At 46.9% G+C, this 13,641-nt stretch carries 11 protein-coding genes; all 11 read left to right on the top strand.

The genetic code is table 11. The features are described 5' to 3' along the window. Positions 1–12 precede the first annotated feature (12 nt). The 11 genes from ACWNM1_RS00475 (at position 13) to ACWNM1_RS00425 (ending at position 13,579) form a co-directional block, all read left to right on the top strand. A complete protein-coding gene (locus ACWNM1_RS00475; RefSeq protein ID WP_042131416.1) occupies positions 13–360 on the top strand; it encodes a phasin family protein in 348 nt (115 codons plus the stop codon). Further along, a complete protein-coding gene (locus ACWNM1_RS00470) occupies positions 361–2,028 on the top strand; it encodes an ABC1 kinase family protein (RefSeq protein ID WP_449599120.1) in 1,668 nt (555 codons plus the stop codon). Between the two features lie 394 nt (positions 2,029–2,422). After that, positions 2,423–4,225: a DEAD/DEAH box helicase gene (locus ACWNM1_RS00465; protein WP_449599119.1), complete on the top strand. Its 1,803-nt coding sequence runs from the start codon at positions 2,423–2,425 to the stop codon at positions 4,223–4,225. A gap of 201 nt (positions 4,226–4,426) precedes the next feature. Further along, positions 4,427–5,290: a M15 family metallopeptidase gene (locus ACWNM1_RS00460; protein ID WP_449599117.1), complete on the top strand. Its 864-nt coding sequence runs from the start codon at positions 4,427–4,429 to the stop codon at positions 5,288–5,290. Positions 5,291–5,528: 238 nt separating this feature from the next. Further along, positions 5,529–6,005, top strand: a complete 477-nt coding sequence (locus tag ACWNM1_RS00455; protein WP_449599115.1) for a glutathione peroxidase — start codon at positions 5,529–5,531, stop codon at positions 6,003–6,005. 250 nt (positions 6,006–6,255) lie between these two features. Then, on the top strand, positions 6,256–7,890 hold the full coding sequence (locus ACWNM1_RS00450; protein ID WP_449599114.1) for a formate--tetrahydrofolate ligase: 1,635 nt from the start codon (positions 6,256–6,258) through the stop codon (positions 7,888–7,890). Between the two features lie 336 nt (positions 7,891–8,226). Continuing rightward, positions 8,227–9,591, top strand: coding sequence for an FAD-dependent oxidoreductase (locus ACWNM1_RS00445; RefSeq protein WP_449599113.1), 1,365 nt, complete (start codon positions 8,227–8,229; stop codon positions 9,589–9,591). A gap of 274 nt (positions 9,592–9,865) precedes the next feature. Next, complete coding sequence (locus ACWNM1_RS00440; RefSeq protein WP_449599112.1) at positions 9,866–10,693, top strand: formate/nitrite transporter family protein; 828 nt, start codon at positions 9,866–9,868, stop codon at positions 10,691–10,693. 432 nt (positions 10,694–11,125) lie between these two features. Then, complete coding sequence (locus ACWNM1_RS00435; RefSeq protein ID WP_449599110.1) at positions 11,126–12,346, top strand: MFS transporter; 1,221 nt, start codon at positions 11,126–11,128, stop codon at positions 12,344–12,346. A gap of 77 nt (positions 12,347–12,423) precedes the next feature. Further along, positions 12,424–12,954, top strand: coding sequence for a GNAT family N-acetyltransferase (locus tag ACWNM1_RS00430; RefSeq protein WP_340973263.1), 531 nt, complete (start codon positions 12,424–12,426; stop codon positions 12,952–12,954). Continuing rightward, positions 12,935–13,579, top strand: coding sequence for an MOSC domain-containing protein (locus ACWNM1_RS00425; protein WP_449599109.1), 645 nt, complete (start codon positions 12,935–12,937; stop codon positions 13,577–13,579). Before ACWNM1_RS00430 ends, ACWNM1_RS00425 begins: the two co-directional genes overlap by 20 nt. The last annotated feature ends 62 nt before the right edge of the window (positions 13,580–13,641 follow it).

Raw genomic sequence — 13,641 nt, 5'->3', positions numbered from 1 at the left:
GGAGGAAGTACTATGAGTGATTTGTTTAAAAAAGCGATCTCTTTAGGAGTGGGCCTCACCATTGTTAGTAAGGAAAAAGTAGAAAAGGTTGTTGAGGAACTAGTGAAGCGTGGGGAGCTTGCTCCTTCCGAGTCTAAGGCCCTTGTGGACCGTCTGATTGAACGCGGTGAGGAAGAGCGAGGTATGCTCAAGTCTGTTGTACAAGAACAAGTACAACGCGTGTTGAAGGAAATGAAGGTTCCTGTACAAAGTGATATTGACGAGCTGGAAGGCCGAATTGCTGTGTTGGAGCGTCGATTGGCCGAGCTGGAGGGCATTTCCCATCTAGAAGGAACATCGGCGGAAACGCGTACGGACTAAATGGCAGTACGTATCAGACATGCCGGACGATACCGGTCCATTGCCATGGCGCTTATGCACCATGGTTTTGGCTATATGGTGGAGGAGCTGGGGCTCTATCATTTATTATCCCTTCCACGCCGTCTTGTAACGCAAGAAGCTCATACAAGTCTTACGCTCGGGGAGCGGATTCGGCTCGTATTGGAGGATTTGGGTCCAACCTTTATTAAGCTTGGACAACTCGCCAGTACCCGTTCGGATCTGCTGCCTGATTCTATTATTCAAGAATTGGTAAAACTACAGGATAATGTGCCCCCGTTCCCTGTGGAGCGCGTGCGCACGATTGTGGAGCATGAACTCGATCAACGGATGGATGAAATCTTTAATTCCTTTGAGGATACTCCTCTTGCAGCTGCGTCGATCGGTCAAGTGCATAGAGCTGTTCTTCACAGTGGGCAGGTCGTGGCTGTTAAAGTTCAGCGCCCTGGCATACTGCGAACGATGAGTAGAGATTTGGAAATTCTCAAAGATCTAAGCGCCCTTGCTGAGAAGCGGTTAGGCTGGGCGAGGCAATATCAGTTGTCCCGTATGGTAGAGGAATTCTCGAAATCTCTGCTTGGCGAGCTGGATTACGGCCAAGAAGGACGCAATGCAGAGAAAATTGCTCAACAGATGGATTATGACGGAGTATACATTCCGGATATCTATTGGGACTATACTTCAGCGCGGGTGCTGACGATGGAATATGTGGTAGGGATTACGCTGAGTCGTCGCGATGAGTTATTAAGTAACGGAGTTAAGCTTAAGGTTATCGCTCAGCAGCTCGTGGAAATGATGCTAAGGCAAATCTTTATTCATGGCTTTTTTCATGCGGATCCGCATCCAGGGAATGTTATACGAATGGCTGATGGGAAGCTGGCTTTGATTGATTTTGGCATGATGGGGCGGCTGAACGAAGAGATGAAAGAGCAGCTGTCTGCGCTTGTCATCGCACTGATGCGCAAGAATACGGATGCTATGGTCCGGGCAATCTTGCGTCTGGGAGTCATCCCCGAGGATGCTGATCGAGCGGCGTTGCATAATGATATGGATCGACTTCGCGATGAGTATTATGATGTACCGTTTAGTAAGATGAGCATAGGCAAAGCGCTAAATGATCTGTTTGGCATTGCTCGCAAGCATCGATTAGTCCTTCCCCCGGATCTAACGATGCTCGGCAAGACGATGCTGACGCTTGAGGGTGTCATTAGCAACTTGGATCCAACGATTAGCATTTTAGAAATGGCAGAGCCTTTTGGCCGGGAACTTGTGAAGCAGCGATTTAGTGGTCCCCGATTGCAGCGCAAGCTCCTTGGAGGCGTAGCCGATTTAACGGAGAGTCTTCTGGAGCTTCCTGGGCAGGCTAAGCAGTTATCCGCGCTAATTACTAAGGGAAAGCTAAAGGTAGAGATTGTGGCACCTGAACTCGAGCATCTGGAGCGAAAGCTGGACCGGGTTGGGAACCGCTTAGCATTTAGTATTGTAATGCTTGCGTTCAGCCTCATCATGGTTGGACTCATTATTGGCACTGCGATGCGCGGTCAGCCTTCAGTGTTATGGAATTTCCCTACAGTGGAGATTGGTGGCGTAGTAGCGCTTCTGATGTTCTTATGGTTGATCTTTGCGATTTTTAAATCGGGAAGGTTCTAACCTACAACTACAGGATAGAATAATTATTATTCTGCAGTTTCACACAAATGCCGTTCTATCAAGTACAATATAAAAGATAACTTTCTAAGCTTAACTTTACTTCTATTGTATAAAGTGGAATGGAACGCAAATGGAGTGCCGTCTAAACGTCCGGTGGATCGCTGCTGCCCAGAAACCGAACTTTGACCGCACTCTTTTAACGGGTCAAGGGATACATGGGACGGAAGAATGCCGGTGACGGGGTTCTTCCGCTTTTGTTTGAATATAGCTGAATCGGAAGCATACGCCCCCAAAAGGACAGTCGGGTAGGGGCTGCCTGAATAGGGCTTTGGAAGACGGAAGTTAAGTAAGAGATGTAATCAAATTTAACTGAGAAAATAGTGAGGTGGAGAATTTGCCGGGATTTAAAGAATTAGGTGTTTCAGAATTACTGTGTACATTGCTTCAAGGTCAAGGCATCGTTAAGCCTACACCAGTGCAACAGGAAGCAATACCGCCATTGGTGCAGGGTCTGGATGTAATTGCAAGAGCGAAGACAGGTACAGGGAAGACATTAGCTTTCTTGCTGCCAATTATGGACAAGATCCACACGGAGCGAGCATATCCGCAGGCGCTAATTATGGCCCCAACACGTGAGCTCGCTTTGCAGATTACAGAAGAGGCACGTAAGCTGGCACGTCATACGGATATTAAAATCCTAGCCGTTTATGGTGGTCAGGATGTTGAGAAGCAGCTGCGTAAGCTCGAAGGCGGCAGACATCTTATTATCGGTACACCGGGTAGAATGCTAGATCATATGCGCCGGGAGACGCTCGATCTTAGCGGCGTTAAGATGCTCGTTCTGGACGAAGCAGATCAAATGCTGCATATGGGATTCTTGGAGGATGTAGAGACCATTATTACGGCTGTTCCTTATCGCCGTCAAACGATGTTGTTCTCTGCGACGATGCCAGATCCGATTAAACGTCTCGCAGCTAATTACATGAAAGAGCCTCTGGATATCATTATTAAGAGTGGTTCTCCTATTCCGCTGGATAATATCAAACAGCAAGTCGTGGAAGTCTCGGATCGTAATAAAGAAGAGGCACTCAAAACATTGATTGAGCGGGATCGTCCTTACTTGGCTATTATTTTCTGCCGGACCAAACGTCGGGTGTCCAAGCTGAACGAAGCACTCCAAGCAGCAGGTTATGATTGTGATGAGCTGCACGGTGATTTGTCTCAAGGTAAACGTGAAGGTGTAATGAAGAGATTCCGTGATGCGAAGCTGCAGCTTCTTGTAGCCACAGATGTAGCGGCTCGAGGGTTGGATGTCGAAGGTATCACTCATATCTTTAACTACGATATGCCACTTGATGTGGATAGCTATATTCACCGGATCGGCCGGACAGGCCGTGCCGGAGGCAAAGGGCTTGCAATTACGTTCACTTCTCCACGTGAGCAAGATGGACTAGACTTGATCGAGCACGGCATTTCGCAGCGCCTGGATCGCCGTCGTTACGACAAGGATGAATTCGGCGTTGGCGAATTCGTTGCAGTACAAGGCGGCGGACGCCACGGCGGTCGTCAAAGCGGCGGCGCTGAGGCAGCGCGTACGGGCCGCGGACCAAAGACCGGCGGCTCTGGCCGCGGCGGTGCTCCGCGCGGTGAAGGCGGAGCGCGGCAAGGTGGCCGCGGCCGCGGTAAGGAAGCAGGCGGCTGGGGTGCGCCTGCAGAAGGTCGCCGCGGCGGCCGTTCCGATGCGGCGGCTGGCAAGCGCGGAGGCAACGGCTTTGACGCTGGCGCACCTAAGGGCGGCGGCAAGGCTGCCGGCGTAGTACGAGTAGGCGGCGGCTATGGCGCCTTCGCCTCCAGAGGCGATGCACCTGCTAGCGGCAACGCAGCAGCGCCTAGCAGCGCCGGTTCGCGCGGTGCGAACCGGAAGGGCGGCCCAAGCACTGGCTACAGCGAGAACGTAGCCAGAGGTGCAGACGGCGGCGCTTACGTTGGCGGCACACCACGAGGCGGCTTAGGCAGCGGCTACGGTACGGGCCCGTCAAAAGGCGGCAAAGGTGGTAAAGGTAGCAAAGGCGGCTATAGCGGTGCCAAGGGTGGCGCTGGTAAAGGCGGCCGCAACAGCGGAAATACGGGTTCCTCACGGGGTGGACGTGGTAGCTCCGGCGGCTTTAAAAGCGGCGGCAGAGGCACATCCAGATAATGTGAGTGGAATTTCATAACTAAAACTTGTTACCATAGGGAAGTTAGCGGACAAGCTAACTACCTATGGTAACTTTATTTTGTAGGCACAATTATCCGAGCGATATTTGTCTAAAAAAGGATCTTAGTGTAACATTTTTGAAGGAAAGCTTGTCTAATAGATAAATAGAGTGTTTCGACTTCGAGGAGGAAGAACTTGCAGATGTCTAAAAAATTAAAAATAATAATTTTGTTAATTGTCGTTATTGCTGTTGGGTGGGGGATTGGGAAGTATACGGCGCCTTCTCCTTCTGCTTCAGATAGTAGCGGTTCCAATATAAATGTACAGGATGATCTTCAAGCTGAGCCTGGTGAAGATGGAAATAGCACCGAGGAGGGCATAACAGACCCAGTGGTAGCTAACCCATCTAATACAACGGATCCCTCTGATCCGTCCGAACCGGATAGTAACGGCAAGGGAAACAGCACTGATGATTCTTTTAAAGAGCCTGACAGCATAGCTGTGATGGTGAATAAGGAGTATGGACTGCCGGAGAACTATAAGCCAACGGATCTAGTCTACCCGGAAGTGCGTTTTACATTTAAAGAGAAAATCGAGAAGCGTATGATGCGTAAGGAAGCTGCCGAAGCATTAGAGAAACTGTTCGCAGGCGCAGAGGAAGACGGAATTTACTTGGCTGGCGTTTCGGCCTACCGTTCTAAGGAAACCCAAACAAGGCTGTTCAATCGTTATGTTGAGAAAGACGGAGAAGAACTGGCTCGTACTTACAGTGCTGTGCCTGGCTATAGCGAGCATCAGACAGGGCTTGCTATCGATGTCTCAGGAAGTGACGGGAAATGTGCTGCGGAGAGCTGTTTTGGTGGAACGAAGGAAGCGGAGTGGCTAGCGCAGCATGCAACGGAATATGGTTATATCATCCGCTTTCCAGAAGGAAAGCAGGACATTACAGGATATAAGTATGAGCCTTGGCATATCCGTTATGTGGGCAAGGATATAGCTACTTATATTGCGGATAAAGGGATTACGCTGGAAGAATATTATGATGTCGTACCAGTATCCAAATAACAAAGGGATAGGCAGTCCTAAGAAATACATAGGGCTGCTTTTTCTATAAGAAATTATAAGTTTCACACTATACTGTATCCTCATATTTCTCACATAAACGCTTACAGTCCTTTAGGGACGACGAAGGCGTTTTTGCTTGTTCTTAGTGTTTACAGAAAGTGTCGATAAGTTGCAATCTGTTACAATTCGGGTAAGATACGTAGTGTAGTCTAAGTACATGGAAGGAAGGGGAATTAGGATGTCGATCTACAATTTTTCCGGCGTTACGCCTTCGGGAAAAGAAGTATCATTTACAGAGTATGAAGGTAAGGTAGTGCTGATTGCCAACACGGCTAGTAAATGCGGACTTACACCGCAGTATGGGGATCTCCAGAAGCTATACGAGCAGTATAGGGATCAGGGACTTGTAGTATTAGGATTCCCCTGCAACCAATTTGCGGGTCAGGAGCCGGGTACAAGTGAAGAGGCAGAAGAATTCTGTCAGATTAATTATGGCGTTACATTTCCTGTGTTTGCCAAAGTGGATGTGAATGGACCGGATGCCAGCCCTCTTTTCAATTATTTAAAAAAGCAGCAGCCGGGTACTGGCGACAGCAGTGATATCAGCTGGAATTTCACGAAGTTTCTTATTGATCGTGGCGGTAATGTAGTAGCTCGTGTGGAGCCAAAGGAATCGCCAGAAACGATGTCAGAACAGATTGAGTCCTTACTGTAGATCATTTAGGGACTGATGAATTGTTATTTTACAAGTATCCTTTCGACCTCGGTCTTTGGCCGAGCCTCGACGGGATTTTCTTTTTTTACATAGGAATATAGAATAGGCGCCTTAAATTTTGTTGTGATAAATTATACTTGACGCTTTACAGAGACCATGTATTCTTTGAAGAGAATGTAATGCCCATGCAAAATATGCATAAAGCGTGGAATACAGCAGGATAATAACGGCAGGAGGGTTCAATACAAGCATGAAGTTAATTACAGAGGTAGCAGCACAAGCGGGAATTGGCGAAGAGCATCTGGAACTATACGGGAAATATAAAAGTAAACTTTCACCGTCCTTATGGGAAGACATGAAGAACAAACCAGATGGCAAGCTGGTATTGGTCACTGCGGTGAATCCAACCCCTGCTGGCGAAGGGAAGACCTTAACAACCATTGGGCTGGCACAGGCATTGAACGCAGCAGGAGTAAAAACCGTGGCTGCCTTGCGCGAACCGTCCCTCGGACCATGCTTAGGCATGAAAGGCGGTGCCACGGGCGGCGGCAAGTCACAGATCATTCCGGCAGATGAGATTAATTTGCACTTTACGGGTGATATTCATGCGGTGACTTCTGCACATAATTTATTGTCTGCGATGATTGACAATCATATCTTCCAAGGTAATGAACTGGGTCTTGATCCGCAGCGTATCGTTTGGAAACGCGTGATGGATATGAATGATCGCAGTCTGCGGAATATTGTGACAGGGCTCGGAGATGGAAATGGAGCCGTGCGGGAAAGTGGATTTCAGATTACAACAGCTTCTGAGATTATGGCTGTATTATGCCTATGCGATAATCTGAGTGATCTCAAAAAGCGTCTGAACCGTATTTTGATTGGGTATGACCAAGAGGGACAGCCTATAACGGCCGAGCAAATAGGAGCAGTTGAAGCGATGACAGCGCTGCTGAAGGAAGCAGTTAAGCCTAATCTGGTGCAGACTCTGGAGGGCACTCCTGTTATTGTTCACGGGGGTCCATTTGCAAATATCGCCCATGGCTGCAGTAGTGTTATCGGTACTCGTTATGCGCTCAAGCTGGGAGATGTTGTGGTTACGGAAGCAGGCTTCGGAGCGGATCTTGGTGCAGAGAAATTCATGGATATCAAATGCCGGCAAGCAGGTCTAACCCCCTCAGCTGCAGTGCTTGTCGTGACGGTGAAATCCTTGAAATATAACGGTGGTGTACCTAAGAATGAGCTCCAAACGGAGAACCGGACGGCGCTGCGCTCTGGATTGTCTAATTTGGAGCGTCATGTAGAGAATCTCGGCAAATTTGGGGTACCTGTTCTTGTTGCCATTAATCATTTTGAAGGCGATAGCCCAGAAGAGATTAATGACGTTGTGGAGGCTTGTCGCCGATTGAACGTTCCTGCGGCAATATCTAAGGTATGGGCAGAAGGTAGTGCGGGTGGACAAGAGTTGGCTTCGGAACTAAAGAAACTTCTGGACCATAGCGACACTGAACGTTTTGCTCCTTTGTATGAGAATGAACTCGACATCTCTTCCAAAATCACCAAGATTGTTCGCGAAATTTACCGTGGTGCGGAGGTTAACTTTTCCCCTGCGGCCAAACGCAGCCTAGCGGTGATTGAGCGTCTTGGGTTAAATGATCTTCAAGTATGTATGGCAAAGACCCCTTATTCCTTCTCAGATCAGCCTAGATTGCTTGGCGCTCCAGAAGGTTTCACGGTAGGTATCCGTGATATTACCCTTTCGCTCGGTGCAGGGTTTGCTGTAGTGATTACGGGCAATATCGTTACGATGCCAGGTCTGCCGGCTAAGCCAGCTGCTGAGGCACTATGGATGGATGAGGATGGCGTGATTCACGGTTTGGTGTAAATTCAGTTTATGATCAGGCTTTTCCCTGTTGGTTTAGGGGGAAGTCTTTTTTGCGCGTTATAAGAAAGTATATCCTGAGGGGGCAGAACATAATGTCCTACGCCCATGGCAAAGCTAACGAGGTCGCAATCGGCAGCAGTGACGGAAAATGCTTAAAATTGTGAACAATCTGAGAATATAGGCGAAAAGACTTGTAATGTGATTAATATCACAATATAATCAGTTTATAAAGTGAAATAAATCACAATTAACTCATCGGTGATCAGATATCTAATTTGGTCAGTCAAGCAATTCGAATATATAACCAGGTTGTCCATTTGAAGGAGGAAGAAAATAATGAAAGTAGCTGTCATTGGATGTACCCATGCCGGAACTGCCGCAATTGTAAATACTGCTAAGCTTCACCCGGAAGCCGAGATTACGGTTTATGAGCGTAATGATAATATTTCTTTCTTATCTTGTGGAATTGCTTTATACGTAGGTGGAGTGGTCAAGGACCCACACGGGCTGTTCTATTCTTCCCCAGAGAAGCTTACTGAGCTTGGTGTAAAGACCAACATGCGTCATGAAGTGACCGTTGTGGATACGAAGTCCAAAACATTGCGTGTTCGCAATTTGGCAACCGGACAGGAGTTTGACGATACCTACGATAAGCTGATTATGACTACGGGATCATGGCCGATTGTGCCGAAGCTCGAAGGGATTGAGCTGGAAGGCGTCTTGCTTTGCAAGAACTATGATCATTCCAATACCATTATAGAAAAAGCTAAACAAGCGAATAAAATCACAGTCGTAGGCGCTGGATATATCGGCGTTGAGTTGGTGGAAGCCTTTCAAATGAACGGAAAGCAAGTTACGCTGATTGATGGCGAAGATCGTATTTTGAATAAATATTTGGACCCAGAGTTTACTGCACCGATCGAACAAACCTTTAAGGATCATGGTATTAAATTAGCGCTGAATGAGAAGGTAAGTTCTTTTGCTGGTGAAGGTGGTAAAGTTACCAAGGTTATCACAAGCGAAGGGGAGCATGAGGCGGATCTTGTAATTCTCTGCATCGGCTTCCGTCCGAATACTGAGCTGTTAAAAGGTCAAGTGGATATGCTGCCAAATGGCGCAATTCTGGTCAATGATTATATGCAGACCAGTTGCCCAGATGTGTATGCCGCTGGTGACAGCTGCGCGATTCATTACAACCCTACAGGTAAGCACGCTTATATTCCACTGGCAACCAATGCCGTACGGATGGGCACTTTGGTCGCACGTAACTTAGTGAAAGAGACGATTCCTTATATGGGTACTCAAGGGACTTCGGGCATTAAGATTTATGAAGATAATATCGCTGCTACCGGTCTTACTGAAGAAGGGGCTAAGGCTGAAGGAATGGATGTAGAAACTACCATGATTATTGACAACTACCGTCCAGAATTTATGCCAACCTTCGAGCAGGTGCAATTAAAAGTGGTATTTGATCGCGCCACACGCCGCATTCTCGGAGCGCAAATCTTGTCCAAAACGGATTTGACGCAATCGATCAACACAGTATCTGTATGTATTCAAAATAAAATGACAATCGATCAGCTTGCCTTTATCGATTTCTTCTTTCAACCTCATTACAACAAGCCTTGGAACTTCCTGAATACAGTAGGCCTCGAATCGCTACCGGCATCAGTACCAAGCAAAGAGGCAGTAACCGTATAACTTAATTGCATATGAACAATAAAGTGGGTAAACCGGAGCCAAACATGGCTCCGGTTTTTTGTGATTGAAGCTGGTACTATTTACCGTTAAAATAATATGGGGCCTGTTCTTACAATTGTAATTATGGATGCGCTTCGTTAAATTTGACATGTCAGTGAAAAGTTTCACTTAGTTTTTCATTAAGTGATAATTATCACGTTAATGTGTTTTATGACACGCTACAATGGTCGTAAAGGAACAAATTTTAAGTAAATAGATGAAGGGGATAGGAATCATGGCTTATAATAAACCGCAGCAGATTGCCGCAGTCACGGTCGAGAACGGCATAAAAAAGGCGCATAATCCTTTAAGCACCGTACTAATTCTGGGCTTTCTGGGAGGAGCGTTTATCGCGCTCGGATTTTTACTGGATATTCGCGTTATTGCTGGGGCACCACATGAATGGGGATCCATCGCTAACTTTATTGGAGCAGCTGTCTTCCCTGTTGGGTTGATTCTAGTGCTGCTTGCAGGGGGAGAACTACTGACAGGCAATATGATGGCTGTGCCACTTGCTTTTATGGCGAAGAAGATATCCTTCTGGGAAGTGGTTAAGAATCTCGTATTGATTACCCTAAGCAATCTGGCGGGAGCTTTGTTTGTAGCTTACTTTTTCGGTCACGTGGTTGGTTTAACCTCTGACGGTGTGTATTTGGAAAAATTAGTGGAGATGGCAGGACATAAGCTTGAAGCAGACTTCTTTCCGGCATTTGTTTCCGGTATAGGTTGTAACTGGCTCGTAGCTTTGGCGGTATGGCTCTCCTATGGAGCAGATAACTTCAGTGGCAAAATCCTCGGCATCTGGTTCCCGACGATGGCTTTTGTAGCTATCGGCTTCCAGCACGTTGTAGCCAACATGTTCTTAATTCCCGCAGCTATTTTTGAAGGTTATTTTTCATGGGGAGAGTACTTCAACAATTTTGTTCCGGTATGGCTAGGCAACTTGACGGGTGGTGCAATCTTTGTTGCGGCAGCTTATTGGATGGCTTACCTGCGTAAAGAGCCTGCATCTATTCAGTCCGTGGACAGCATGTCCGGCAGCGGTATAAAGAAACACGCCTAAACCTATCTTATAGAACACTCCTTAGAATAGTCGAGGGGTGCTTTTTGCTGTATAGACAAATAAAATCCGCCGTGATGTATCCGAGTTCGGGGGAACGAAATCGGATGCACGGCGAATTTTAAAAGGGGGAGTGTTTCTAGGCTCTATTACCCCGACTTTGTAATAACGAAACACTTCATTATTGTTTAGTCTACTTTACGGAAGACAGCGGCAACTATAAAATATAAATAGATAGTAGAAATAGGGAGGACTCGGACGTGAAAGGTGCCACTTTTTTCTCAGCTACGGTAGAAGTTAGCCCTAAATAAGAGGTGAAGTATACTAATACTTTATCACGATAGCACGTCAATGCGTCTGCTTGCCCTGAACCCTGTTTTGGGATAATACTGGATGGAATAATGACACATATATTACAGGGGATGTACACTACTTATGAAGTTTTTACAGAATTATCCTAAAGAAGTTAAGATATTTTTAATTGCTAGTCTTATTAATGCAACGGGTAGTGCACTGATGTGGCCATTGGTTACAATGTATGTTTTTGATGAGCTTGGACGCAGCATGTCGGATGCCGGATTAGTGATTCTTATTCAATCAGTTGGAGGAATTGTGGGTCAACTACTCGGGGGCTCACTCTATCATAAGGTAGGCGTTAACCGGCTGATTGTTGGAGCGCTGGGCATGAATGCACTTGCTCTGTTCACTTTGCCGGCAGCAAGTAACAACTGGACGTTATTTATGGTCGCGATGGGACTGGTAGGGCTCTTTAATTCACTGTCCTTACCTGCGATTCAGGCATTTATCGGCTTTCGTTTTACGAAGCAGCGCGGAGAGCTGTTTAATGTTATTTATGTCGCTAATAATATTGGTGTAGCACTGGGTACGGCGTTAAGTGGTTTTTTGGCCGATATTTCTTATATGCTCAGCTTTGTGATGAACGGCGTAACTTCTGCGGTATTTGCGGTATTCTTTTTTGTATATCTTAAGAAAGTCGGAGGAGATTCTTCACAGGAGGTCGCAGAACACCAGAAGGTTGGTCCTGACAAACAATCTACCTGGAAGCTAATGGGGCATATACGAATTTATCTTTATATGGGTATTGCCTCGATGTTCCTACTATTAGGGAACTCTATCTGGAATACAGGGGTATCTCCGTTCATTATTTCTGAGGGCTGGCCTAAGAAGACTTATGGTTTTCTCTGGACACTTAACGGAATTCTCATTTTTGCAGCTCAGCCACTCGTAACAGTAATTAAACGCTGGTTCGCATCTACCTCAACGGCGCAAATGACAGTAAGTGCTCTATTTTATTTGGGTGGGTATGCTGTTCTTTTATGGATGCCGACTTATTCAGGTCTAGTGCTTGGGATGGTACTCGCTACGCTTGGGGAAATGCTGATATCTCCGGCCATGCCTTCCTTTATTTCGGATCATGCAGGTCGCAGTGCTCCTTTTTATTTAGGGCTAAGTGGAGGCATGGGGGCAGTCGGCAGGGTGATTGGACCCTACTTAATGGGTAGGTTATACGATAGTGGAGGCTTAGCGCCTACCGCATGGTTGGCATGTGCGATGGCATTGCTGTCCGTAGGATTCTTTATCGTTCATGCGTATATCAACCGCCGAGGAAATTCATTGGAGCGGTCAATAGGGTAGTTGAGAGTTGAGCATAGTGGATTCAAATGATCTACTGTGAATTCTATAGAGGTGCAAGGCAAGGGGTGTTCATCTTTATGAAACTTAGCAACAGGGATAGGTTTATAATAAGGTTCTCAGAGATTAAAGACGTGCGTGAACTGATTCATCTGGATCATATGATCTGGACGGAGAACACTAGCCCGGGGCCATTACTGTGGCGTTCCCAAGAGGATTATCTACTGAATGCTCCCCCGGGTTCGCAGCTAGTAGCGCTAAAGGATGACAAGCTATGCGGATATGTTGGGTTTGGCTGCCCTAGTCGAATGGAGAGTAACAGGCATGTGTGCGAGGTCAATATTGCTGTTCATCCGGATTATCAACGTTTAGGTATTGGCCGGCAGCTCATAGAGGCTATTAAGGAACATGCCGCGGATAACGCCATACGTAAGCTGCGTCTACGCGTATTATCCTGTAATGAATCAGCGCTTTCTTTTTATCGTAAATGCGGGTTTGTGGAAGAGGGACGTCTGCGGGAGGAGTTTTATCTTGGCGGTCGATATGTGGATGAAATATTTATGTGCTGCATGCTGACAGGAGGAGAAGGATATGGAGATCATCTCGCTTAATGTGGGGCGGCCGGTAACAGTGGATTATCGGGGGAAACCTTTGGAGACTGGAATTTATAAAATGCCTGTAGAAGGATCAGTTCAGCTAAATACCAATGGTTTTATCGGAGATGGTCAGGCGGATCTGAAACATCACGGGGGCCCTGATAAGGCAGTTTGTGCCTACCCCATCGAGCATTATCCCTACTGGGAGCAGCAGCTTGGGAAGAAACTGGAATACTCTGCCTTCGGAGAAAATATAACAACTGCCGGCTTATTGGAGACAGACGTGTGCATTGGCGATGTGTACGAAATAGGTACTACTGTGCTGCAGGTCAGCCAGCCACGTTATCCTTGCTTCAAAATCTCACAAAAGCATGGCCCGGCAGATCTCCCGGCTCAAGTGCTGGACACTAGATATAGCGGATTTTACTTGCGTGTGCTTCGTGAAGGAAAGATCTCAACCGGAGATGCGATTGTCAAAAAAGAAAGTGGAGCTGGCAGTGCGTCCGTGGCGCATGTACTACATTTAATGCAAGTAGGGCTGCAAGAGGAAGCTGCACTGGCAGTTCTAGCGGAGCTAGAAACTCTCTCCGCCGTAGTTCGGAACAAGTTTCGAAAACAGCTGGGTCTGCCGGAGAGTTAGACACTATCTACAAACCAAAATAAGCCTGGAGGCGTATGCCTTCCAGGTTTATTTCTATTTAT

It is taken from the genome of Paenibacillus sp. Marseille-Q9583, from assembly GCF_976954365.1.
The sequence above is the reverse complement of the archived record's forward strand: the minus strand, read 5'-3'. Positions and strand labels throughout refer to the sequence as shown.

What these genes read in the sequence shown, in the direction of transcription:
- ACWNM1_RS00475 (WP_042131416.1), top strand. Translation starts at nt 13, where the DNA reads ATGAGTGATTTGTTTAAAAAAGCGATCTCTTTAGGAGTGGGCCTCACC.
- ACWNM1_RS00470 (WP_449599120.1), top strand. Translation starts at nt 361, where the DNA reads ATGGCAGTACGTATCAGACATGCCGGACGATACCGGTCCATTGCCATG.
- ACWNM1_RS00460 (WP_449599117.1), top strand. Translation starts at nt 4,427, where the DNA reads ATGTCTAAAAAATTAAAAATAATAATTTTGTTAATTGTCGTTATTGCT.
- ACWNM1_RS00455 (WP_449599115.1), top strand. Translation starts at nt 5,529, where the DNA reads ATGTCGATCTACAATTTTTCCGGCGTTACGCCTTCGGGAAAAGAAGTA.
- ACWNM1_RS00450 (WP_449599114.1), top strand. Translation starts at nt 6,256, where the DNA reads ATGAAGTTAATTACAGAGGTAGCAGCACAAGCGGGAATTGGCGAAGAG.
- ACWNM1_RS00445 (WP_449599113.1), top strand. Translation starts at nt 8,227, where the DNA reads ATGAAAGTAGCTGTCATTGGATGTACCCATGCCGGAACTGCCGCAATT.
- ACWNM1_RS00440 (WP_449599112.1), top strand. Translation starts at nt 9,866, where the DNA reads ATGGCTTATAATAAACCGCAGCAGATTGCCGCAGTCACGGTCGAGAAC.
- ACWNM1_RS00435 (WP_449599110.1), top strand. Translation starts at nt 11,126, where the DNA reads ATGAAGTTTTTACAGAATTATCCTAAAGAAGTTAAGATATTTTTAATT.
- ACWNM1_RS00430 (WP_340973263.1), top strand. Translation starts at nt 12,424, where the DNA reads ATGAAACTTAGCAACAGGGATAGGTTTATAATAAGGTTCTCAGAGATT.
- ACWNM1_RS00425 (WP_449599109.1), top strand. Translation starts at nt 12,935, where the DNA reads ATGGAGATCATCTCGCTTAATGTGGGGCGGCCGGTAACAGTGGATTAT.